The organism is Cupriavidus sp. AU9028 (assembly GCF_019795295.1).
In the GTDB taxonomy this organism is placed as follows: domain Bacteria; phylum Pseudomonadota; class Gammaproteobacteria; order Burkholderiales; family Burkholderiaceae; genus Cupriavidus.
Genome location: NZ_JAIMCG010000023.1, coordinates 22,077 through 43,285 on the forward strand (window position 1 = coordinate 22,077; position 21,209 = coordinate 43,285).

The following is a 21,209-nucleotide window of genomic DNA, read 5'->3' on the forward strand; positions in this document are numbered from 1 at the left end:
CCTCCGTAGCTGTGTCTGTGAGGTTCGCTACTGGTTGGGCTACTGCATGCGCTACTTCCCGGTGAACCGGGGCTGGCGTTTCTCCTTCCATGCCGCCGCACCCTCCCGCAGATCCCCCGATGCTTCGGAGCGCGCCATGTCGCGCGCGAGGGCAGCGCCGTCCAGCGCGCCACGGGAGATGGCGTTCAGGTGTTGCTTCATGCCGAGCAGCGCAATGGGCGCCATGCCGGCGAGTTGCTGGCTCAGGCTGTCGACGCGCAGCGGCAGCTCGTCCTCGGCCACGATCTCGGTCAGGAAGCCGATCTCGAGCATCATCGCGGCGTCGATCCTGTCCGCAGTCAGGAACAGCCGCTTGGCGGCGTTCAAGCCCAGCCGGGACACATAGCGCTCCAGCCCGCCGCGATAGAAATGCAGGCCCAGCCGCGCCGCCGGCATGAACATGTCGCAATGGGGCACGCCGATACGGAAATCGCAGGCGAGGCACAGGTCGGTGGCACCGCCATACACGCCGCCGTTGACGGCCGCGATGGTGACCGGCCGCGCGTTCTCGATGGCGTCCATCACCTCGCCGAAGTTGACCGCCCCTTCCTCGGCGTTGCCGCCCAGTGCACCGATGTCATAACCGCTGCAGAAGTACTTGCCGGTGGCGACGAAGCGCAGCACCAGTACCTCCTCCCGGCCGTTGACCGCCTCCAGATGGGCCTGCAGCACCCGCAGATCCTCGGGACTTAGCCGGTTGGCGACCGAAGGGCGACGCAGCGCAATGGTTGCCGTCCGTCCCTCCACATGCAGTTGCGGCGTTTGGTCTTCCATCGTGATATATCTCCTCGGCTCTGTAGTATATTTATCCAGCCTATAGATATTTTCGGCAAGACACCAACGAGGGAAAACCCGTGCAATCGATTCAAGACCGCATCCGCGAGTCGGTCGTGGCCGCGATCCAGACCGGCGCCTTGCCGCCTGGGGCGCAAATCGACGAGAAAGCGCTGTCCGACGAGTTCGACAGCTCGCGCACGCCGGTGCGGGAAGCGCTATTGATGCTGGCGGCGCAGGGACTGGTCACCATCGTGCCGCGCGCCGGCATCTTCGTGCACAAGCCGAGCGCGGCAGAGCTGGTGGCGATGTTCGAGACACTGGCCGAGATGGAAGGGGTCGTCGCCCGGCTCGCGACGCAGCGGATCGACAACGCGGGGCGGCAGGCGCTGGCGCATGCCCACGAGCAAGCCGGGCGCGTGGCCGATCTGGGCGATACCGCGGGCTATATCGAGGCCAACCGCGATTTCCACGAGGTGCTGTACCAGGCCGCGGCCAACCCCTTCCTGCGCGAGCAGATCGTGCACCTGCGCCGGCGGCTGGCCATCTACTGGCGGCAGAAGGGGCTGATCAGCGCGGCACGGGTGCCCAGTTCACATCGGGAGCACGGCGCCGTGGTGGAAGCCGTGCTCGCCGGGGCGCCCGATGCTGCAGCGGAAGCGATGCGCATGCACGTCTCCGCCGGCGGCAAGGCGATTGCGGATCTGGTGCTGCTGGCGAACGCGGCGAATCAGTGAACGGTGCGGTCCCACGACCAATCGCTTCCCATGTCGTCCCCGCGAGAGCAGGGCCCCAGCGGCTTTGAAGCGGCGATAACCCGGAACGAGAGCCGCTGGGTCCCCGCCTGCGCGGGGACGACGGATAGACGCGCCGCTGGATCACCGATTGTCGTCCCCGCGAAAGCGGGGACCCAGTGGCTTTAAAGCGGCGATAACCCGGAATGAGAGCCGCTGGGTCCCCGCCTGCGCGGGGACGACGGACAGGCGCGCCGCTGGATCCCCGATTGTCGTCCCCGCGAAAGCGGGGACCCAGTGGCTTTGAAGCGGCGATATCGCGGAACGAAAGCCGCTGGGTCCCCGCCTGCGCGGGGACGACGGATAGACGCGCCGCTGGATCACCGATTGTCGTCCCCGCGAAAGCGGGGACGACGGACAGGCGTGCCGCTGGATCACCGGTTGTCGTCCCCGCGAAAGCGGGGACCCAGTGGCTTTAAAGCGGCGATATCCCGGAACGAAAGCCACTGGGTCCCCGCCTGCGCGGGCACGACGGATAGACGCGCCGCTGGATCACCGATTGTCGTCCCCGCGAAAGCGGGGACCCAGTGGCTTTAAAGCGGCGATAACCCGGAACGAGAGCCGCTGGGTCCCCGCCTGCGCGGGGACGACGGATAGACGCGCCGCTGGATCCCCGATTGTCGTCCCCGCGAAAGCGGGGACCCAGTGGCTTTGAAGCGGCGATAACCCGGAACGAAAGCCGCTGGGTCCCCGCCTGCGCGGGCACGACGGGGCTGTCGCGGCGTTCGCTTGCGTTATACTCGCGCCGGGTGCCCACCCTCCACGGGTGGCAGGATTTGCGTCGGTCGGGCCGCCACGCGGCTTTCACGCGACCGATGCATGCACCTCACGCCTTGTGGCCACTCGCTGGCCCACTCCTGTCTCCCCGGCACTGCCATGCTTTCCTTCCGCGCCTGTCCCGCGCCGGAAGCGCTTTCGCGTGGGCGCATGCAGCGCCGCGGCTTCCTTCCACCCGCATCTCCGGCACGAGGAGCAATATGGCCGTCGTAGAAAAAAGACTCTCCCACACCTTCAAGCGCTTCTTCGAATCCGAGAAGGCAGGCGGCATCCTGCTGATCGCCTGCACCATCGTGTCGATGGCGCTGGCAAACTCGCCGCTCGGCCCGCAGTACCTGCAACTGTGGCATGCCCAGGTGGGCGGTCTCAGCGTCGAGCACTGGATCAACGACGCCTTGATGGCAATCTTCTTCCTGCTGATCGGGCTGGAGCTCGAGCGCGAGCTGTACGACGGCGAGCTGTCGAGTTTCCGCAATGCGCTGCTGCCCATCGTCGCCGCCATCGGCGGCATCGCAGTGCCGGCGCTGATTCACTTCGGCTTCAATGGCGGCACGCCGACGCAGGCGGGCATCGGCATCCCGATGGCCACCGACATTGCCTTTGCGCTCGGTGCGCTGGCGCTGCTGGGCAGCCGGGTACCGGCGTCGCTGAAGGTGTTCCTGACCGCGCTGGCCGTGATGGACGACCTCGGCGCCATCATCGTCATCGCGCTGTTCTACACCGCCGAACTGTCGTTCCTGTACCTGCTTGGCGCGCTGGCGGTGTTCGTGGTGCTGGTGGTCCTGAACCGGTTGCGCGTGATGTCGCTGGTCCCGTATCTGCTGGGAGGGGCGGTGATGTGGGTGCTGATGCTGAAGTCCGGCGTGCATGCCACCATCGCCGGCGTGCTGCTGGCCTTTGCGATTCCGTTCTCGGCACGCAGCGAAACCGAGCCATCGCCGTCGCACCGGCTGGAGCATCAGCTGCACTGGCCGGTCGCCTTCGTGATCCTGCCGATCTTCGCGCTGGCCAATACCGGCATCGTGATCGGCGCCGACTGGGCGCAGGAACTGGCATCGGCCAACAGCCTGGGCATCCTTGCCGGGCTGGTGCTTGGCAAGCCGCTGGGCATCACGCTGGTCAGCTTCCTGGCGGTGGCGGTCGGCCTGTGCAAGCTGCCGCTGGATCTGCGCTGGCGCCACGTGTTTGGCGCCGGGCTGCTGGGCGGCATCGGCTTCACCATGTCCATCTTCATCACCAACCTGGCCTTTGCCGGCGAGCCGGGCGTGATCAATGCCTCGAAGATGGCGATCCTGCTGGCGTCGCTGACCGCCGGCGTGCTCGGTTACGTCTGGCTGAAGCTGTTCGGGCAGCCGGTGGCGTCGGATACCGATATGGATACCATGGACTTCCAGGCGCCCGCGCCGCGCTGAGGGCGCGCGGCGGGGCAGGGCTGGCGCGCTACACCGGGTCCCAGGAGAACACGTCGGCCGAGCGCTCCATCGGCACGAACGACGACTTCAGGGCCGGCATGCCATGCTCGGCGATGAAGGCCGGCGTCCAGCCTTCGCCGCGATGCACGGAGCGCAACGGGCGCGGCTGGCTCATCACGAAGATCTCGTTGTTGCGCACGGCGAAGACCTGCGCGTTGACGTCGCGGGCGGCGTCGGACAGCAGATATACCGCCAGCGGTGCGATCTTGTCCGGCGTCATCTGCTGGATCTTGGCCACGCGCGCCTGCTGCTCGGGCGTGTCGGTGGGAATGGAGCCGATCATCCGGCTCCAGGCGAACGGCGCGATACAGTTGGAGCGCACCTGGAACTTCTGCATGTCCAGCGCGATGCTCTTGGACAGCGCCACCAGGCCCAGCTTGGCGGCGCTGTAGTTGGCCTGGCCAAAATTGCCGATCAGCCCCGAGGTCGAGGTCATGTGGACGAAGGCGCCGGATTCCTGCTCCTTGAAATGCAGGGCGGCGGCGCGGCTGACGTAGTAGCTGCCGTACAGGTGCACGCGGATCACGGCATCCCACTCGTCCTGGCTCATCTTGTGGAAGAAGCGGTCGCGCAGGATGCCGGCGTTGTTGACCACGCCATCGATGCGGCCGAAAGTGTCGACCGCGCAGGCGACGATGCGCGCGGCACCGGCGGCATCGGCGACGCTGTCGGTGTTCGCCACGGCCTGCCCGCCCGCCTCGCGGATTTCGCGTACCACGGTGTCGGCGGGACCGGCGTCCTGTCCCTCGCCGGAAGTGGAAGTGCCGATGTCGTTGACCACCACGGCAGCGCCTTCGGCGGCCATTGCCCGCGCGATCTCGCGGCCGATGCCGCCGCCCGCGCCGGTTACCACCACCACCTTTCCATTCATCATCTGCGTCATCTCATCGCTTCCTTTGATTGATCCGTCGGTGTCGCCAATCGATTCTCATGCCGGCGCAAAGACCGGTACCGGCGGGCCGCCGTCGGTCTGCGCGAAGCGGACCTTGACGCGCTGGCCGATCCGCACGGTGTCCAGATCCGTATCGACGATATGCGTCATCATGGTGACGCCTTCATCCAGCCGAACATAGGCAATGCAGTAGGGATCGGGCCCGGCGCGCCGGGTGACGCTGTACGAGTAGATCTCGCCAAGGCCGCTGGCGGCTTTCCACTCGGTATCGCCCAGGCAGAACGGGCACAGCGCACGCGGATACCAGTGCGGGCGGCCGCAGGCGGTGCAATGGCGCAGCAGCAGCCGGCCTTCGCGCGCGGCCTTCCAGAACGCGGCGTTGTCCGGCAGCTCGTCAGGCGCCTTCAGCGGGGTAGGGACGTAGGGCGTCGTCATGGCAGGCGCTCCTTATTCGCGTTCGAGGATCAGGGTGGCCGAGCCGTGGCGCGACCCCATGTAGCCGCCGGTGCCCTGGGCCAGCGCCAGCCGGCAGTCCTTCACCTGCACGGCGGGATGGGCCTCGCCGCGCAACTGCCGCACGGCCTCGATCACCTTGGTGATGCCGCCGCGGTTGGCGGGGTGGTTGTTGCACAGTCCGCCGCCGTCGGTATTGATCGGCAGCTTGCCGACGCCGGCGATCAGGTTGCCGTCCATCACGAACCTGCCGCCCTGTCCCTTTTCACAGAAGCCGAGGTCCTCGAGTTGCATCACCACCGTGATGGTGAAGCTGTCGTAGATCGACGCGTACTGGATGTCCGCGGGCGTGACGCCCGCTTCGGCGAAGGCCGCGGCACCGGAGATGCGAGCCGCCGACCATGACAGGTCCACCTGTCCGGCCAGCAGTCCCTTCACGTGCTCGCCAGCGCCAAGCACCTTGATCTTCGGCCGGCGCAGCGTGGCGGCGATTTCCGGACGGGCGACCACCAGCGCGCCGCCGCCGTCCGACACCACGCAGCAGTCGAGCCGGTGCAGGGGGTCGGCGATCATCGGCGACGCGAGCACCTGCTCGACGGTCACCACATCGCGCAGCATGGCGTTGGGATTGTGCTGGGCGTGATGCGACGCCGCGACCTTGACCCAAGCCAGCTGTTCCGGCGTGGTGCCGAACTCGTGCATATGGCGCTGCGCCACCATCGCATACAGGTTCACCGTGACGGGTCCATAGGGCGCCTCGAACGGCTGGTCCGGCAGGTTCGCGCCCCAGTTGCGCGCCTGCGTGCCGCTCGACCCTTCCGAACGCGGGCGGCCGGCCAGCGTGATCAGCGCCACGTCGCACTTGCCCGCGGCGATCGCCTGCGCAGCGTGGGAGACGTGGGCAATGTAGGAGGAGCCTCCCATCTCGCTCGAATCGACGTGGCGCACGTTCAGACCGAGGTAGTCGACCATGTTGACCATGCCCAGACCCGGCGCGTCGCCCGCGCAGAAGTAGCCGTCGACATCGGCCAGCGTCAGGCCGGCATCCTCCAGCGCGCCCCTGGCGCTTTCCGCGTGCAGCTGCGCGACCGTCTTGTCGGGCGCCTTGCGGGTCGGATGCTCCCAGGCACCGACGATGTAAGCCTTGCTGTTGATGCTCATCGATCCTCGTCTCCACGGATGCGGCGGTGCAACGATTTTAGGGGGGTGGCGCGCGCCGCGGTTCCGCTATGGCGAACCGGCCCTTTGGCAAATGCAAGCGCTCCGCGACTCAGCATAGGCGCTTCCAGGCCATCGAACCCGCCCCTTGCCATTTACGAATGGCGCCGCGCCGGCTTTGGCGCGATGCTGCGCCCACTCTATCCGCACTGGAGGACGGCCAGCGTGCCCACGCGTATCCATCAACTGCTCGACCACTGGTTGAGCGAATCACCCGACCATCCGTTCATTCATTTGCCGGACGGCAGCCGGGTGACCTTCGCCGAACTGGGCGCGCTGACCGACCGGGCGCACTCGGAGTTGCTGGCGCTTGACGTCCGGCCCGGCGACCGCGTGATGGTGGTCGCCGAGAACTGCCCGGAGCATGCGGCGTTGATCCTCGCCTGCAGCCGCGCCGGTGCCTGGTCCTGCGGTGTCAATGCGCGCATGGCGCCAGCAGAGATCGATGCCTTTGCAACCAGGGCCGACGTGCGGCTGATCTATTTCACTGAGGCCGCCTCGCGCTCGGCGGCGGCGCACGCCGAGCGGCTTGGCGCGGTGCCCTCGGCGCTGCCCGGCATGTCGCGCAGCGCCGTGCGCCAGCAGGCAGTGCCCGAACCGCAACCGCTCGCCGACCGGGTGGCGGCGTTGATCTTCACCTCGGGCACGACCGGCGAGCCCAAGGGCGTGATGCTGACGCACGATGCGCTGATCCACTTCGCCAGGGTCACCCGGGACGCCCGTGCGCTGACCCCGCGGGACCGCAGCTATGCCTTCGTGCCGATGACGCATATCTTCGGCCTCGGCACCGTGCTGCTCAGTTCGCTGTTCTCCGGCGCGCAGCTTGTGATGCGGCCGCACTTCGACCCGGCCGATCTGCTCGACGCGCTCGCCCATCACGGCGTTTCGCAGTTGCAGGGACCGCCCACGCTGTTCTCCCGGCTGCTTGCCTATCTGCAGCAGCAGGGCATCGAGCGGCCCGACGCGCCGGCACTGCGCTATCTCTACACCGGCGCGGGGCCGCTCGATCTGGCGCTGAAGCAGCGCGTGGAAGCGGTCTTCGGCCTGACGCTGCATCACGGCTATGGCCTGTCCGAGTACGCCGGCTCGGTGCACGTGACCCGCCTGCACGACCGGCGCACCGATACCAGCGCGGGACATGCCGTGGCCGAGGCGCAGGTCCAGGTCACCGACCCGGTCACCGGGGCCCCACTGCCGCATGGCCAGCGCGGGGAACTGTGGCTGCGCGGGCGCGGGCTGATGCCGGGCTACTTCCGCGATCCCGTTGCCACCGCGGCGGTGATGCGTCCGGGCGGCTGGTACGCCAGCGGCGATCTCGGCGAGATGCATGCCGACGGTGCGCTGTTCGTGCTGGGCCGGCTCAAGGAGATGATCATCCGTTCCGGGTTCAACGTCTATCCGGCCGAGGTCGAGACGGCGCTGAACAGCCACCCGAGCATACAGCGCTCGGCGGTGGTCGGTTGTCCCGAAGACGACGGCAACGAGGAGATCGTCGCCTTCGTCGAACTTCGGCCCGGCGCCACGCTCGACACCGGCGCGCTGCGCGCGCATCTGCGCGACCGCCTCTCGCCGTACAAGCGGCCCGCCCGGATCGTCGCGCTGCCCGAGCTGCCCACCAACAACAATGGCAAGGTCCTCAAGCGCGTGCTGAAGGAGCAGGCCTGCCCGACATCGACCGAAGGAGACCCCAGATGACGTGTTCTTCCGCAATCCGCAGGCGGCTGCTCGCGGCCGGCCTGCTCGGCATCGCGGCACATCCGCTGCGCAGCCTCGCGGCCGACCCCTGGCCGGCGCGGCCGGTGCGGCTCATCGTGCCGTTCCCGCCCGGCGGGCCGGTCGACAGCACCGCGCGCATCGTCACCCAGAAGCTGGGCGAGGCCTGGCGCCAATCCGTCGTGATCGACAACCGCCCAGGTGCGGGCGGCACCATCGGCGCGGCGGCCGCGGCCAGGGAAGCGCCCGATGGCTACACGCTGTTCCTTGGCTCCATCCATCATGCGGTCAACCCGTCGCTGATGGGCAAGCTGCCGTATGACATCGAGAAGGACTTCGCGCCGGTCAGCTTCGCGGCCTTGTTCCCGGTCTTCCTCGTCGCGCATCCCTCGGTGCCCGCCAGCAACGTCCGCGAGCTGATCGCCTATGCGAAGCAGGGCGGGCGGGCCCTGGCCTATGGCTCGTCCGGCAATGGCGGCGGCACGCACCTGGCGGGCGAGCTGTTCAACATGGAAGCAGGAACGAAGCTGCAGCACGTGCCCTACAAGGGCAGCGGACCGGCGATGAACGACCTGCTGGGCGGCCAGGTGCAGCTGATGTTCAGCGATGCACCGACCGCGCTGCAGCACATCCGCGGCGGCCGGATCAAGGTGCTCGGGGTCGCCGGCAAGACCCGCTCGTCGCTGCTGCCAGAGGTGCCGACCATCGACGAATCGGGCTTGCGGGGCTACGAGGCGTACTCGTGGGCGGCGCTGTTCGCGCCCGCCCGCACGCCGCAGGCACTGCTGGACAGGATCAACGCCGACTTCAACGGCGTGCTGAACGATGCCGGCGTGCGGCAACGCCTGCAGCAGGCGGGCGCCGAGGCCGATCCGTGCAGCCAGCAGCAGATGCGCGAGCGGCTGCACGCCGAGATCGGCAAATGGCGGCGGGTGATCCAGACCGCCGGCATCACGGCGGGCTGATACGGCAGGGTCAGTCGGGCAGCGGGTCGGGCCAGCGATACAGCGGCGGCTCCTTTTCCTTGAAGCGCCGCACCGCCTCGCGATGGTAGCCGGTCGTGAAGGCGATGCCCTGCCCAAGTGATTCGAGTTCCAGCATCGCCCGCACGTCGCTGCCCAGCGACTGGCTCAGCGCCCGCTTGGTCAGCGCGAAGGCCACCGGCGAGGCGCTGGCCAGGCCGCGCGCCAGCGCGTCTGCGCGCTCATGCAGCCGCTCCGGCGGCGCGATCTCGGCCACTACGCCGATCTGCCTGGCTTCCTCTGCACCGACTTCGCGCGCGCTGAAGATCAGCGCGCGCGCCCGCGCCATGCCGACCACGCGCGGCAAGGTGTACAACGCCCCGCAGTCCGGCACCAGCCCGACCTTGATGAACGGCATGCAGAAGCGCGCACGGGGCGACGCGACGATGAAGTCGGCCAGCAGCGCCAGGCTGAAGCCGGCGCCATAGGCCACGCCGTCCACCGCGGCGACCACCGGCCGGTCCAGGTCGGCCAGCATGGCGATCCAGCCATGCAGATCGTCCATCCGGTTGCGGCCTGCCTCGGCCTCGGTCACGTTCATGCCGCGGATGTCGCCGCCGGAGCAGAAGTCGCTCCCCGCGCCGCGCAGCACCACCGCAAGGACCGTCCGGTCGGCACGGATGCGCTGCACCGCGTCGCGCAGCGCGTCGCGGATGGTGGTGTCCAGCGCGTTCTTCTGCCGGGGCCGGTTCAGGGTCAGCGTGGCGATGCCGTCTACCAGATCCACCAGCAATGTCGGTTCGCTACCGATCCCGTCCTTGATCTCGTTCTCCATCGGCGGTCCCTCCGTTCGTTGCGCACAGCTTGGCCCATGCGCGGCCGCGCGCCTATTTGGATGTTCTGAAACCGCCATTCGCCACCACCGAAGCCCCCGTGATTGCCACAATGGGAAGGGCAGGGCAATCGCGGGATAATTCCCGATTACTCGGGAGACGATGTCATGCGCTTCGATCTGGTGGACCTGAATCTCTTCACCCATATCGCGGAAGCCAGCAGCCTTACGCGCGGCGCGGAGCGCTGTCATCTGTCGTTGCCGGCGGCAAGCACCCGGATCAAGAATCTGGAGGAGCAGGTCGGCGTCAAGCTGCTCAGCCGCAGCAGCCAGGGCGTCAAGGTGACGCCGGCCGGCGAAACGCTGCTGTCGCATGCCCGGCGCGTGCTGCGGCAGATCGAGCAGCTGAGCGGCGACCTGCAGGAATATGCGTCGGGCATCAAGGGGCATCTGCGCGTGTTCGCCAATACCACCGCGATGAGCGAGTTCCTGCCGGGGGTACTGCGCACCTATCTGGTCAACCATCCCAATGTGACCGTGGATATTCGCGAGCGGCTCAGTCCCGATATCGTCAGGGCCGTGCAGGAGGGCATCGTCGATATCGGCATTGCCGCCGGCGGCGTCCACACCGAAGGGCTCGAAGTGATGCCGTACCGGCTGGACCGGCTGGTGCTGGCAACGGCCCTGAGCCACCCGCTCGCGCAGCGCAAGCGCGTGCGTTTCGTCGAGACGCTGGACCAGGACTTCATTGGGCTGCCCGAGGAAAGCGCGATCCACAACTTCCTGAAGCGCGCGGCCGCCGACCTGCAGCACACCCTGCACTGGCGCATCCAGGTGAGCAACTTCGAGACCGCCGCGCGCATGATCGAGGCCAACGTCGGCATCGGCGTGCTGCCGGAAAGCACGGCCCGGCGCCATGCTCAGACCATGGCCCTGAGCATCGTGCAGATCGAGGACGACTGGGCCGAGCGCAAGCTGCAGATCTGCGTGGCGGACCTGAGCGCGCTGCCGGTGTTCGCCCGCAAGCTGGTCGACCTGCTGGTCGAGGATGGCATCGGCCATCCGTCCTGACCGGCCGGCGCACTCAGTCCAGTTCGGCCAGCATGCTGCGCAGCCGGTGCTTGTGCAGCTTGCCGCTGGCCGTGGTCGGAATCAGCGGCACGCGGACAAGGCGCGCCGGGCGCTTGTACGGCGACAGCCGTTCGGCAAGGAAGGCCTGCAGGTCGTCCACGTCGAGCGGCTGGCCTTCGCGCAATTCGACGAAGGCGATCACCTCTTCATTGCCGTCATCGGCCGGCTTGCCGACCACCGCCGACAGCCGCACCGCGGGATGGGAGTTGATCACCGACTCCACCTCGATCGGATAGACGCTGAATCCCGAGCGCAGGATCACATCGCGGGTCCTGCCGACGATGAACAGCGCGCCGTCCGGGCCGAGCCGGCCAATGTCGCCCGTATTGAGCCATCCGTCGGGACGCAGCGCTTCGGCCGTCAATGCCGGCGCCCGGTAGTAGCCGTGCATCACGCCCGGACCCTTGACCCACAGCTCGCCCGGCATGCCTGGCGGTGCCGGTTCTCCGTCGGGTCCCACCAGCCGCAGTTGCGCGCCCTCGACGATCTCGCCGGCGGCACAGTCCTGGCGCGGCCGGTCCATGCGCGTGATGAACAGCGAACCCGCGTATTCGGTCATGCCATAGCCGTGGTGCAGCGGCTGGCCGAACACGGTCTCGACATTGCGCTTGAGCGTCGCTTCCAGCGGCCCGCCGCCGGTGTAAAGGTAGCGCAGCCGCTGCGCGCGCAGTGTGGAGATGTTCTGCCGCTGCAGGTGCGCGAGGATCCGGCTGAACATCGCCGGCACGCCCTGCAGGATGGAGATGGTCTCGCGCTGCAACGCGGCACAGGCATCGTCGGGATTGAACCGTGCCACGAGATAGAGGCTGCCGCCCGCGTGCAGCGTCGCCAGCAGCAGGGTGGCCAGGCCGAAGATGTGGGAGAGCGGCATCACCGCATAGGCGCAGTCCTCGGGCGTCATGCGCCGGCTTTGCACCGTGATGCGGGCATAGTGCAGCAGCCCGCGATGAGTCACCATCACGCCCTTGCGCTGCCCGGTGGTGCCGGAGGTGTAGATCAGCGCCGCGACCTCGCGCGCGAGCGCCGCCGGCTCGCGCTCGCCCGCTTCATCGACGTCGGCTGCCATCAGGGGACCGAGGCCGGGCGCCTCGATCTCCCGGGCGCGATAGCGCAAGCCATGGCGCAAGGCGTCCGGCGACGCCGCGTGGGTAAACAGCAGCAGCCGCGGCTGGCAGTGGACGCGGATCTCCTCGATCTCGCGGGCCGTCATGCGCGCATTGGTCACGACCGGCCACGCTTCCAGCTCGGCGAGCGCGAAGATCAGCGTGATCACGGCCAGCGTATTCTCGGCGACGATCTGCACGCGGTCGCCGCTTGCCACGCCCTGCGACTGCAGGTAGTGCCGCGCCTGCCGCACCTGATCCCATAGCTGCGCATACGTGACCGTGCGGCCGCGCTCGATCACCGCGATGTGGTCGGGGGCGCGGGCTGCCCAGCAGCGGGGAATATCGCTGATCCGCTCCAGCATCACTCCACCGCGATGTTCGCCGTCTTGACCACATTGCCCCACAGCGCCAGCTCCTTGCCGATGCGCTCCTGCAGCGGAGCGGGACCCGTGATGTTCAGGTCGTAGCCGACCTCGGACATGCGGTTGCGAAACGACGCATCCTGACCGACGGTCCGCTGCGCCTGGACCAGACGCTCGGTGACGTCGGCCGGGATGCCGCGCGGCCCGATCAGCGCATACCAGCCGGTCAGGTCGTACTGCTTCAGCCCCGACTCGACCAGCGTCGGCACCTCCGGCAGCGCCGGGTTGCGGGTCTTCGAGGTGACTGCCAGCGCCCGCACCTTGCCGCCGTGGATGTGGCCGATCGCGGTCCCGGTGATGTCGAACATGAAGGTCACCTTGCCGCTGATCACATCCGCCATCGCCGGCGCGTTGCCCTTGTAGGGCACGTGCAGCATCCTGACGCCGCTCATCTGCGCCAGCAGTTCGGCGGACAGATGGTTGGAAGCGCCGACGCCGGCCGAGCCGAAGCTGACTTCGCCCGGATGCTGGCGCGCGTAGGTCACCAGTTCCTGTACCGTCTTCGCCGGAAAGTCCCGGTTGATCAACAGCACGTTGGTGTAGTCGGTAATCAACCCGATGTAGCTGAAGTCCTGCGTCGGCTTGAAGCTGACCGATTTCTGGATCAACGGCGTCATCGTCATGGTCGGACTGGCGACGAAATAGAGCGTGTAGCCGTCCGGCTTGGCGCTCGAGGTCATGCCGGCCGCGATGGCGCCGCTGGCGCCGGCCCGGTTTTCGACCACCACGGGCTGCTTCAGCACGCGGCCAAGGTAGTCGGCATAAATGCGCGCGGCCGTATCGACCGGTCCGCCCGGTGCGTAGCCGACCAGCAGCTTGACGGGGCGCGATGGGTAGGTCTCGGCCGAAGCCGCTCCCTGGATCAGCGCAAGCATTGCGCCGGCGAGCATCATTCGCAGCATGGTCTCCTCCTGTACCCGGACGGGTTCTTGTGGGGAAGACTTTGCTGCACGCCCGCCGGGCAGGCAATTTTCCTTTTTTTAAGGTGGGCTTCGAGGAATGAATACCGCGGCCCGGAACCTTACCCTCCGATATGCGGCTTGTCCGACTGGTCGCGGTTGCCTTGCTCGTCCGGCGGAGACACCTGCTCGTTCATGATCTCGTTCGCCGTGGGATGGGCCTTGCCCGTGCCTTGCTTGCCTTGCGAACCTTGGCCGCCTTGTTGACCGGACGGCTGCGTTGCACCTTCGCCGCCCTGAGCCGGCATGGTGTCCGCTTCCGCCGCTGGGTTCTGGCCGCGCTCGGAGGTGGTCGGCTTCGGCGCGGGATTGTTGATGCTCGTTTCCTGATGCTTCATGGGGGCCTCCGTCTGGTGGTCTGTGGAAAGACTGGTGTCCGCGTTGGCGGACGGGTCGTTCGGGAGGACGCAAGAGACATACCCGAGGGCCGGGGATGGTCTATCCGAGCGCCGTGGGCCATACTCGCCCATCCACTCACGAGTTCTTCAGAGGAACACATGCATGCCGTTGCCTTCTCGGTTGCTCGCAAGAGCCTGGAGGCGGTCATTGATCAGGCATTCCACCATCATGATGCTGTCCTGATAACGCGCCGCGATGGGCGAAACGCCATCCTCATGTCACAGAAACAGTACGACGGCTTGATGGAAACCATGTATCTGCTCGGCAATCCGGCCAACGCAGCGCATCTCATGGATTCCATCGAGCAGTTGCGGCGGTGCGACCTGGCGGCGCGTTCAATTGGCGAGCTGGGCACGCGAAATGACGCGCCGTCTTCCTAGTGATTGGCTGACACGAATCTGGACCGCCCAGTTCACCCCCTCAAATCGCCTTCTGCCGCGTCAGCCTTGCCCGGCAATGAATGCAGGCGTCGCGCACCATGAAGTTGACCAGCGTCGGCGAGACGCCCAGCGCGGTGGCGATTTCCTTCTGGGTCATGCCCTGCAGCCGGCACATCTGGAAGGCGCGCTGCGTGCGCTCCGGCAGTTCGGCCAGCGCACCAGCGAGCGCGCACAACGCCTGACGGTCCATCGCAATCACATCAGGCGACGTGCCGGGGGACGACACGTTGATGCCGTCGTCCTCCGGCGCCATCCAGCGCTGTTCCAGAGTCTGCCGGCGGCAGTAGTCGATGGCCAGATTGCGCACGACCTGGAACAGGTAGCTGAGGCGGCATCGGATCGACGGATTGTCACCGACACTGCACAGACGCAGATACGCATCCTGCACGACATCCTCGGCCTGGTCCCGCGAGCCGACGATGCGCGCTGCCGCGCCGACCAAGGCTCTGCGGTTCTGCAGGAATAGTTCGAGGAGCGTTTCCCCGGGCAGTTGCGGGGCGGAACAGATGCCGGTTTGGGTGGCGGACATCACGGGCGCGGCTCCTCATCGTCAGGGAGAGTCGCTAAGTTAATAATAATGAGAACGATTTGCAAATAAATAAAACATAACGGCGATCTGCATTCCATCGAAATTTTGTTCAGCGAATCGTCACGGCGGCAGCATTAAATTTCTCGCCTTGCTATTCGTCCTGGCGGCGGTGCGTAACCTCACCGTGCTGTTAATTTTTCCGTGGCGCCACTCGTCGGTACCGGGATGGAAATCCGAAACCACACCGCGTTCGGGTCGACCGAGCCGTTGCCGTCACCTGTGCCGCAGGTCGGCCTGTGGTTGCTTGAGCTGCGGGAGGATGCCGACGCCGCCACGGCAGAGGCGACGGTGTTCGCGGCAGCTTCTACGTTGAGCGCGGACGAGCTGGCGCGATGCGCAGCGCTGAAGCGGCCCGCCGACCGGGTTCGCTTCGCCGCTACGCGCTCGGCGCTACGGCGTTTGCTGGCGGAACGGATGGATTGCAGCGCGACGTCGCTGGCCTTCGCCACCAGCGCGTTTGGCAAGCCTTTGCTTGCAAAACCCGGCGCGCCGCGCTTCAACGTATCGCACGCGGGAGGCTGTGCCGCCATTGCGATCGCGGACAGCGGGGACGTGGGCATCGACATCGAACGCGTCAATACCGATCTGGCGCAGCAAGAGCTGCGCGCGATGGCCGCGCATTGCTTCACACGGCGCGAGCGCGGCTGGCTGGAGGGGCACGCACCGCAAGAGTGGCCGGGCGCGTTCCACACGCTGTGGAGCAGAAAGGAGGCGTTGCTGAAGGCCCTTGGCCTGGGCATCGCCGACCACCTTCAGCATGTGTCGGTGGCCATCGCCAGCGAAGGGGAAGGGAGGGGCAACCGCAGCGGGGATACCGTACGGAGCGAATCGGCGCGGCTCGCCATCACTGCGGGCGAGCTGGCGCGAATCCGCCTGCACGGCTTGCAGGCGCCGGCTGGCTACGTCGCGGCGATGGCCTGGGTGCCACCGGCCTGAGCCGGCTGCGCGGTCCAGCGGCGTTGCGCGGTCAATGCGTCGTGGACGGAACTGGCGATCTCCTCCGCGCGTGCCGGCAGCACGGACAGCAGCGTGTCGCTCAACCCATGGCTGCTCTGGCAGAAGCCCTGCAGGTACACCGGCACCGCGAGCTCGGAGCGGGCCCTTACGCGATAGTCCCGATCGACGGAGAAGTCCCCGAGATAGGACGCCAGCGGCGCGAGCAGGCGCCGATGGTTCTCCCGTTCGTAGCCGGTTGCCAGCACCACGGCGTCATAGCGGCGCGATTCGGTGGAAGCGTCGTCGCCCGGCGAGGCACTGGTGATGGTCAGTTCGATGCCGTTCGTCACCGCTTGAGCGGCCTGCACCGACTTGCGCGTCAGCAGGTTGACGCGGAATTGTCCGCTGACCTTCTGGCGGTACAGCATCGCGTAGATGCGCTCGATCAGGTCGGCATCGATCACCGAATAGTTGGTATTCAGGTACTCCTCGATGAGGCGGTCGCGGCCGGCCTGCGCCTGTTCGAACACGACATCGGTGTAGGCCGGCGCGAAGATTTCGTTGACGAAGGGGCTGTCATCGGCGGGCTTGAGCGCCGCGCCGCGCACGATCCAGTCGACCTTCGCGGACGGATAGCAGTCGTGCAGATCGATGAAGGCCTCCGCGCCGCTCTGGCCCGCGCCGATCACGGCGATGCGCATGGGCTTGCCGCTGGCGCAGGGCTGGCGCGTGATCCAGTTCAGGTAGCCACCATGGTGGGTGACGCGGCTATCGCCTTGCAGGCCGGCGAAGGGCTGCGGAATGCGCGGCGTGCCGCCGGTGGACAGCACGATGGCGCGGGCCATGCGTACGCGCTCGCGGCCCTGCGCGTCGGCCGAGCGCACCCTCACCCGATCGATGCGGCCGCCGGGGCCCTCACGTCCATCGGGCTCGATCGCGACAACTTCCTCGCCGTGGCTGCACTGCCCGGCGAAGTGTGCGGCGGCCCAGCGCAGGTAGTCGTTGTATTCCATCCGGCTGGGGTAGAAGGTGCGCAGATTGATGAAGTCGACCAGCCGTCCGTGGCGGTGCAGGTAATTGACGAAGCTGTAGGGGCTGGTCGGATTGCGCATCGACACCAGGTCCTTCAGGAAGGAGATCTGCATCTCGCTCTGCGACACCAGCGTATTGCCGTGCCAGTGGTAGTCCTGCTGCTTCTCGAGGAAATGCGCGTCGAGCGGCCGGCCAGCGCTGGCCAGTTCCTGCAGCGCGATGGCCAGCGCCAGGTTGGACGGCCCGAAACCGATGCCGATCAGGTCATGGGTGGCTGGGGGAAGATCGCGTAGCGTCATGAGGTCGGTCCTTGCAGAGCAATCAGGGAAAGAAGGGTGCGCGGCGCGGTGTCCGCGTCAGGCAGCGGCAGGGCCAGCGACCGGGTTCAGGGCCGGCACGGGAAACAGCAGGCGCTCTCCGAAGAAGCGTTCGCGCAGCAGCATCACCAGCATGGCGCGCTTGTGCGGGAAATCGAACTCCTTGATCTTCGAGAAGCCCGCCTTGTCGAGATTGGCGATCTGGCGCACATGGTCGGCGCGCGGTTCGCCGACGATGCGCTGCGTGCGCGGATCGTCGAGAAACTGGAAGTGCTGGATGGCCGGGAACCATGCAGTGAGGAACGCCTTGCCCCGAAACGCCGGCTCGCCGATCAGCACATGCCAGCCGCGGTCGTGGTCCTGCGCGTCGTAGAACGGCGCAATGCGGTTTTCCCTGGCCCAGTAGACTTCGAAGTAGCCGAAAGGCGTGTCGTCGAACGCGGCGATCAGCGGCAGCATATGCGGGTCGTCGACCAGTCCCTGCAGATAGGCGCGGTGCTTCGCTTCATCGCCTTCCTCGTTCCAGAAGTATGCGACCTCGGGATCGTTCATCCAGCGGTGCAGCAGCGGCAGGTCCGATTCGACTTCAGCGGCGCGCAGCGTCAGGGTGCGATCGAGCCAGGGAATGTAGCGGGCATAGACCACGCCGCGCGGCTGGGGCGGACGCAGCGGATGCCGTTTGCCTGCGGTCATCGCATAGGTCAGCGGATAGACCGCGGAAGACGCGACGTACAGCTCGGGACGCTGCCACAGCAGATCGGCGCGCGCGACGGTGTGGCGCTGATGCCCGGGCTCGCTGCTGAGCAACACGCCCGTTTCCAGCAGATGGCGCTGCGCCTCGCGCGATTCCACCTGCACGCGCAACGTGTACGGTCCGCCGCGCGCGAATACGGCGTCCAGCGCCGCCATGGTGGCGTGGGCCAGACCGGCGCTGTCCAGCCGGCTGTCGAGCAGGCGCAAGCCGCCATCGTCGGGGGCGAAGGTGGCAAGCCGCTGTCCGTCGCGCTCGACGGTCAGCTGCGCGCCGTCGAACCGGCTTTCGCAACGCAGGTCGGGGCGCGCAGCGAACGAGACGTGGCGCGAAAAGGCGGAGAGCGGGTTCGGCATCGGAGTTCCTGTCGGTCGGCCAGGCGGAGCGCCTGTGTTCCTTGTGCAGACGTGGACTGGCGTGGCGAATTTACTGCGGCGGCTCGGGGCTACGGGGCGGGTCTCAGGCAGCCCGGCCGAAAGCCTCGGTCCCGACGCCGAGTGCGGCGAAGCGCCTGGCGAGGGCTTGTGCAATGTCGCCGTGCGCAAGCTGCGCGTCGTCGACGATATTGCCCATGCGCAGGAACTCGTGGACCATGCCCGCGTATTCCAGTACGGACACCTCGACGCCGGCGTCGGCAAGCCGCGTTGCATACGCCAACCCTTCGTCGTACAGCGGATCGCATTCGGCCAGCACGACCAGCGCGGGCGCCACGCCGCGATGGTCGGGCGCCAGCAGCGGCGCGAAGCGCCAGTCGGTGCGGTCCGCTTCATTGCGCAGCGTCTGCGCGTAGAACCATTCGATCGTCACGGTATCGAGCAGGTAGCCCTCGCCATAGCGCCGGTGCGAATCCGTGTCGGTGCGCCCGCTCAGGCCGGCGTAGCAGAGGATTTGCAGGCATGGCTGAGGCAGGGCCGGATCGTCGCGCGCGGCGAGCGCCAGCATGGCGCTGAGCGTGCCGCCCGCACTGTCGCCGCCGACGGCGATGCGGTTCGGGTCCAGTCCCAGCGCGTGGGCATGTGCGCCCAGCCAGGCGAGGGCATCGACGGCGTCGTTGGCGGCGGTGGGAAACCGGTGTTCGGGCGCAAGCCGGTAGGCCACTGACAGCACCGCACAGGGCGTACGCGACGCCAGCGCGCTGCACAGGGCGGCATGCGAGTCAAGGCTGCCCACGGTGAAGCCGCCGCTATGAAAGTGCAGCAGCACCGGCAACAGCCCGCCAGCGCCGCGCGGTTCGGGCGCGTAGAGCCTGGCATCGATGCGCGCACCATCGCGCGTGGGAATCAGCAGCGCTTCGACACGCGGCAGCGGTACCGGCGGCAGGTCCAGCGCGGCCGACGCCTGATCGAATTCGCGCCGCGCCTGCTCCGGCGTGAGCTGATGGATGAGGGGGCGCTTGCCGGTCGCGGTGGCAATCTCCACCATGTCGAGCAGCGCTTCGAGGTCGGGGTGCAGGGGCATGGGCGCAGTCGGGCAGTGGAGGGTTCAGGCGGCGGAGGCCTGTGGGGAAATCTCGGTGGACTCATCGCGCAGCGGCAGAGGCGCGGAGGATTTTCGAACGAGCTCGGCAGGCCCGCTCACGATCTGCCCGTTCTCGATCTTGACGATGCGGTCTGCCAGCGCGAAGTAGCGGTCGTCGTGCGAGATCACCAGCACCGACTTGCCTTGCGCGCGCAGCTCGGGCAGCACCTCGCGATAGAAGATGTCCTTGAACAGCGGGTCCTGGTCGGCGGCCCACTCGTCGAGGATCAGCACCGGCCGGCGTTCGAGGCACGCGACGATCAGCGCCAGCCGCTTTCGTTGGCCTTGCGACAGCGCCTGGGTGGAGAAGCGGCCGTCGCGCACGCTGACCTTGTGGTCGAGCTGGAAGCGTTCGATCAATCGATTGGCCAGTGCTTCGTCGCGTGCATCATGCGCAAGCAGCGTATCGAACAGGTGGAAGTCGGAGAACACGGCGGAGAACAGCGCGCGGTAGTCGGCAAGATGGGCAGGATCGGCTGGCTCGCCGTTGTGCAAAAGGTTTCCATCCAGCGGCGGATACAGGCCGGCAAGCAGCTTGGCCAGCGTGGTCTTGCCGCTGCCATTGCCCCCAACCAGGAAGACGATTTCGCCGGCGCGCAGCTCCAGGTCCAGCGGGCCGAGCGCGAAGAAGCTGTTCTCCGCTTCGTGGAAGTAGCGATGGCTGGCGCCATGCAGCGCAACGGAGCGGAACGGCACGGCGGGCAACGGACGCGGCGGGGCGTCGGGTTCGGCATCGGCGCCCAGCGCCACGATGCGCGCGTAGGCAAGCCGGCCCATGCTCAGCGCCGGCAGCGCATTGAGCAGCGACTCCAATGGCGACATGATGTACAGGAACATGATGGTGAAGCCCGTCATTACGGCCGGATCCAGCGGCGTGGCGCGCGGGGCGAACAGCACGCCGCCGATCACCGCGAAGAACAGGAAGCTGCCGAAGCCCAGTGCGATGAAGAAGATGGACAGCCCGCGCGTGCGCGCGCTGCGGACCGCTTCGAGCGAGACGCCCAGCGTGTCGCGCAGGAAGCTGCGCTGCTTGTCGTGATGCAGCTTCAATTCGCGCGCACCCGATACCAGCGCCTTGAAGTGGCCGTGCAGCGCGTCCTGCGCGATGCCGGCCTGCTTCAGATGCACCAGCGCGCGCCGGTGGTTCAGGTGATAGAACCACGAGCCGATGCCGAGGATGGCGCAGGCGATGGCGAACGTGGGCAGCGACAGCCAGGCGAGATAGCCGAGGCAACCGAGCACCACCATCGCGTTGGTCAGCACGACCGGAATGACGGACAGACCGTTGGCGACATGGGTGCTGTCGTCGGCCAGCGCCGCCTGAACCCGCGCATTGCCGGTCTGCTCGATATGCGGATAGGGCGCGCCGATGAAGCGCTCGCAGATCTGCGCGCGGATGCGCGCCAGCGCGCTCTGGCTGACCTGCACGAACAGCGTGGAAGCGAGCGTGCGGCAGCCCAGCACGGCGAGGGCCAGCGCGGCGAACGGCAGCGCGAGCGTTGGCGCGTCCGCGCCCTGCGTGGCGAGCACGCGGTTGATCAGCGCCACCATGCCGACCGAACACAGGCCCGCGGCAAGGCTTGCCACGGCGGCCAAAGCAATGGTGAGCCGCAGCTTGCGCGGCAGGGAGGCGATAAGCGTCATGCGGATGGGCGAGGGAGGTGTGGGTCGGCACTGCGCGAA

At 67.4% G+C, this 21,209-nt stretch carries 20 protein-coding genes; 7 read left to right on the forward strand and 13 right to left on the reverse strand.

Going from position 1 to position 21,209, the window contains the following annotated elements:
• Positions 1-51: 51 nt before the first annotated feature.
• Complete coding sequence (locus tag K6V06_RS19425; protein WP_222245775.1) at positions 52-813, reverse strand: enoyl-CoA hydratase/isomerase family protein; 762 nt, start codon at positions 811-813, stop codon at positions 52-54.
• Positions 814-893: 80 nt separating this feature from the next.
• On the opposite strand from K6V06_RS19425, the gene K6V06_RS19430 reads away from it, so the two are divergent.
• Both K6V06_RS19430 and nhaA read left to right on the forward strand, forming a co-directional pair.
• Positions 894-1,550: a GntR family transcriptional regulator gene (locus K6V06_RS19430; protein ID WP_222245776.1), complete on the forward strand. Its 657-nt coding sequence runs from the start codon at positions 894-896 to the stop codon at positions 1,548-1,550.
• A 1,034-nt stretch (positions 1,551-2,584) separates the two neighbouring features.
• Positions 2,585-3,796 (forward strand): Na+/H+ antiporter NhaA, encoded by a 1,212-nt coding sequence (gene nhaA / locus K6V06_RS19435; RefSeq protein WP_222245777.1) that lies wholly within the window; start codon positions 2,585-2,587, stop codon positions 3,794-3,796.
• Between the two features lie 28 nt (positions 3,797-3,824).
• Here the strand turns inward: nhaA and K6V06_RS19440 are convergent, their stop codons facing one another.
• Genes K6V06_RS19440 through K6V06_RS19450 form a run of 3 tightly spaced genes read right to left on the reverse strand, consistent with a single transcriptional unit; the run spans position 3,825 to position 6,362 of the window.
• Complete coding sequence (locus K6V06_RS19440; RefSeq protein ID WP_370637515.1) at positions 3,825-4,730, reverse strand: SDR family NAD(P)-dependent oxidoreductase; 906 nt, start codon at positions 4,728-4,730, stop codon at positions 3,825-3,827.
• A 54-nt stretch (positions 4,731-4,784) separates the two neighbouring features.
• Positions 4,785-5,183: a Zn-ribbon domain-containing OB-fold protein gene (locus tag K6V06_RS19445; protein ID WP_222245779.1), complete on the reverse strand. Its 399-nt coding sequence runs from the start codon at positions 5,181-5,183 to the stop codon at positions 4,785-4,787.
• A 12-nt stretch (positions 5,184-5,195) separates the two neighbouring features.
• On the reverse strand, positions 5,196-6,362 hold the full coding sequence (locus tag K6V06_RS19450) for a thiolase domain-containing protein (RefSeq protein ID WP_222245780.1): 1,167 nt from the start codon (positions 6,360-6,362) through the stop codon (positions 5,196-5,198).
• 222 nt (positions 6,363-6,584) lie between these two features.
• Here K6V06_RS19450 and K6V06_RS19455 point away from each other — a divergent pair, with 222 nt between their 5' ends.
• The gene (locus K6V06_RS19455) at positions 6,585-8,114 is read left to right on the forward strand and encodes a class I adenylate-forming enzyme family protein (RefSeq protein WP_222245781.1); all 1,530 of its coding nucleotides are present in this window, start codon (positions 6,585-6,587) and stop codon (positions 8,112-8,114) included.
• Positions 8,111-9,097 carry a tripartite tricarboxylate transporter substrate binding protein gene (locus K6V06_RS19460; protein ID WP_222245782.1) on the forward strand — a complete coding sequence of 329 codons (987 nt, stop codon included), beginning with the start codon at positions 8,111-8,113 and terminating at the stop codon, positions 9,095-9,097. Before K6V06_RS19455 ends, K6V06_RS19460 begins: the two co-directional genes overlap by 4 nt.
• A 10-nt stretch (positions 9,098-9,107) precedes the next feature.
• On the opposite strand, the gene K6V06_RS19465 is transcribed toward K6V06_RS19460, so the two are convergent.
• Positions 9,108-9,929: an enoyl-CoA hydratase/isomerase family protein gene (locus K6V06_RS19465; RefSeq protein WP_222245783.1), complete on the reverse strand. Its 822-nt coding sequence runs from the start codon at positions 9,927-9,929 to the stop codon at positions 9,108-9,110.
• 165 nt (positions 9,930-10,094) lie between these two features.
• Between K6V06_RS19465 and K6V06_RS19470 the strand changes: the two genes are divergently transcribed.
• The gene (locus K6V06_RS19470; RefSeq protein ID WP_222245784.1) at positions 10,095-10,997 is read left to right on the forward strand and encodes a LysR substrate-binding domain-containing protein; all 903 of its coding nucleotides are present in this window, start codon (positions 10,095-10,097) and stop codon (positions 10,995-10,997) included.
• Positions 10,998-11,010: 13 nt separating this feature from the next.
• On the opposite strand, the gene K6V06_RS19475 is transcribed toward K6V06_RS19470, so the two are convergent.
• The 3 genes from K6V06_RS19475 to K6V06_RS19485 form a co-directional block, all read right to left on the reverse strand.
• Positions 11,011-12,525, reverse strand: coding sequence for a class I adenylate-forming enzyme family protein (locus K6V06_RS19475; protein ID WP_222245785.1), 1,515 nt, complete (start codon positions 12,523-12,525; stop codon positions 11,011-11,013).
• Entirely contained in the window at positions 12,525-13,487 is a 963-nt protein-coding gene (locus tag K6V06_RS19480; protein WP_222245786.1) for a tripartite tricarboxylate transporter substrate binding protein, read from the reverse strand. Before K6V06_RS19480 ends, K6V06_RS19475 begins: the two co-directional genes overlap by 1 nt.
• Before the next feature lie 119 nt (positions 13,488-13,606).
• Positions 13,607-13,882, reverse strand: coding sequence for a hypothetical protein (locus tag K6V06_RS19485; protein ID WP_222245787.1), 276 nt, complete (start codon positions 13,880-13,882; stop codon positions 13,607-13,609).
• A 159-nt stretch (positions 13,883-14,041) separates the two neighbouring features.
• Between K6V06_RS19485 and K6V06_RS19490 the strand changes: the two genes are divergently transcribed.
• The gene (locus K6V06_RS19490) at positions 14,042-14,323 is read left to right on the forward strand and encodes a type II toxin-antitoxin system Phd/YefM family antitoxin (RefSeq protein ID WP_222245788.1); all 282 of its coding nucleotides are present in this window, start codon (positions 14,042-14,044) and stop codon (positions 14,321-14,323) included.
• 40 nt (positions 14,324-14,363) lie between these two features.
• Here K6V06_RS19490 and K6V06_RS19495 read toward each other — a convergent pair whose 3' ends face one another.
• Positions 14,364-14,915 (reverse strand): RNA polymerase factor sigma-70, encoded by a 552-nt coding sequence (locus K6V06_RS19495; RefSeq protein ID WP_370637513.1) that lies wholly within the window; start codon positions 14,913-14,915, stop codon positions 14,364-14,366.
• A gap of 198 nt (positions 14,916-15,113) precedes the next feature.
• Here K6V06_RS19495 and K6V06_RS19500 point away from each other — a divergent pair, with 198 nt between their 5' ends.
• Positions 15,114-15,908, forward strand: coding sequence for a 4'-phosphopantetheinyl transferase superfamily protein (locus K6V06_RS19500; RefSeq protein WP_370637514.1), 795 nt, complete (start codon positions 15,114-15,116; stop codon positions 15,906-15,908).
• Here K6V06_RS19500 and K6V06_RS19505 read toward each other — a convergent pair.
• The 4 genes from K6V06_RS19505 to K6V06_RS19520 form a co-directional block, all read right to left on the reverse strand.
• On the reverse strand, positions 15,872-17,239 hold the full coding sequence (locus K6V06_RS19505; RefSeq protein WP_222245790.1) for a lysine N(6)-hydroxylase/L-ornithine N(5)-oxygenase family protein: 1,368 nt from the start codon (positions 17,237-17,239) through the stop codon (positions 15,872-15,874). The two genes, K6V06_RS19500 and K6V06_RS19505, sit on opposite strands and share 37 nt — an antisense overlap.
• 57 nt (positions 17,240-17,296) lie before the next feature.
• Positions 17,297-18,364, reverse strand: a complete 1,068-nt coding sequence (locus tag K6V06_RS19510) for a GNAT family N-acetyltransferase (RefSeq protein WP_222245791.1) — start codon at positions 18,362-18,364, stop codon at positions 17,297-17,299.
• Positions 18,365-18,467: 103 nt separating this feature from the next.
• Positions 18,468-19,466 carry an alpha/beta hydrolase gene (locus K6V06_RS19515; protein ID WP_222245792.1) on the reverse strand — a complete coding sequence of 333 codons (999 nt, stop codon included), beginning with the start codon at positions 19,464-19,466 and terminating at the stop codon, positions 18,468-18,470.
• A gap of 24 nt (positions 19,467-19,490) precedes the next feature.
• Entirely contained in the window at positions 19,491-21,170 is a 1,680-nt protein-coding gene (locus tag K6V06_RS19520; protein WP_222245793.1) for a cyclic peptide export ABC transporter, read from the reverse strand.
• Positions 21,171-21,209: the final 39 nt, after the last annotated feature.

What these genes read in the sequence shown, in the direction of transcription:
- K6V06_RS19480 (WP_222245786.1), bottom strand. Translation starts at nt 13,487, where the DNA reads ATGCTGCGAATGATGCTCGCCGGCGCAATGCTTGCGCTGATCCAGGGA.
- K6V06_RS19475 (WP_222245785.1), bottom strand. Translation starts at nt 12,525, where the DNA reads ATGCTGGAGCGGATCAGCGATATTCCCCGCTGCTGGGCAGCCCGCGCC.
- K6V06_RS19490 (WP_222245788.1), top strand. Translation starts at nt 14,042, where the DNA reads ATGCATGCCGTTGCCTTCTCGGTTGCTCGCAAGAGCCTGGAGGCGGTC.
- K6V06_RS19505 (WP_222245790.1), bottom strand. Translation starts at nt 17,239, where the DNA reads ATGACGCTACGCGATCTTCCCCCAGCCACCCATGACCTGATCGGCATC.
- K6V06_RS19485 (WP_222245787.1), bottom strand. Translation starts at nt 13,882, where the DNA reads ATGAAGCATCAGGAAACGAGCATCAACAATCCCGCGCCGAAGCCGACC.
- K6V06_RS19470 (WP_222245784.1), top strand. Translation starts at nt 10,095, where the DNA reads ATGCGCTTCGATCTGGTGGACCTGAATCTCTTCACCCATATCGCGGAA.
- K6V06_RS19460 (WP_222245782.1), top strand. Translation starts at nt 8,111, where the DNA reads ATGACGTGTTCTTCCGCAATCCGCAGGCGGCTGCTCGCGGCCGGCCTG.
- K6V06_RS19515 (WP_222245792.1), bottom strand. Translation starts at nt 19,466, where the DNA reads ATGCCCCTGCACCCCGACCTCGAAGCGCTGCTCGACATGGTGGAGATT.
- nhaA (WP_222245777.1), top strand. Translation starts at nt 2,585, where the DNA reads ATGGCCGTCGTAGAAAAAAGACTCTCCCACACCTTCAAGCGCTTCTTC.
- K6V06_RS19425 (WP_222245775.1), bottom strand. Translation starts at nt 813, where the DNA reads ATGGAAGACCAAACGCCGCAACTGCATGTGGAGGGACGGACGGCAACC.
- K6V06_RS19450 (WP_222245780.1), bottom strand. Translation starts at nt 6,362, where the DNA reads ATGAGCATCAACAGCAAGGCTTACATCGTCGGTGCCTGGGAGCATCCG.
- K6V06_RS19520 (WP_222245793.1), bottom strand. Translation starts at nt 21,170, where the DNA reads ATGACGCTTATCGCCTCCCTGCCGCGCAAGCTGCGGCTCACCATTGCT.
- K6V06_RS19465 (WP_222245783.1), bottom strand. Translation starts at nt 9,929, where the DNA reads ATGGAGAACGAGATCAAGGACGGGATCGGTAGCGAACCGACATTGCTG.
- K6V06_RS19440 (WP_370637515.1), bottom strand. Translation starts at nt 4,730, where the DNA reads ATGATGAATGGAAAGGTGGTGGTGGTAACCGGCGCGGGCGGCGGCATC.
- K6V06_RS19510 (WP_222245791.1), bottom strand. Translation starts at nt 18,364, where the DNA reads ATGCCGAACCCGCTCTCCGCCTTTTCGCGCCACGTCTCGTTCGCTGCG.
- K6V06_RS19445 (WP_222245779.1), bottom strand. Translation starts at nt 5,183, where the DNA reads ATGACGACGCCCTACGTCCCTACCCCGCTGAAGGCGCCTGACGAGCTG.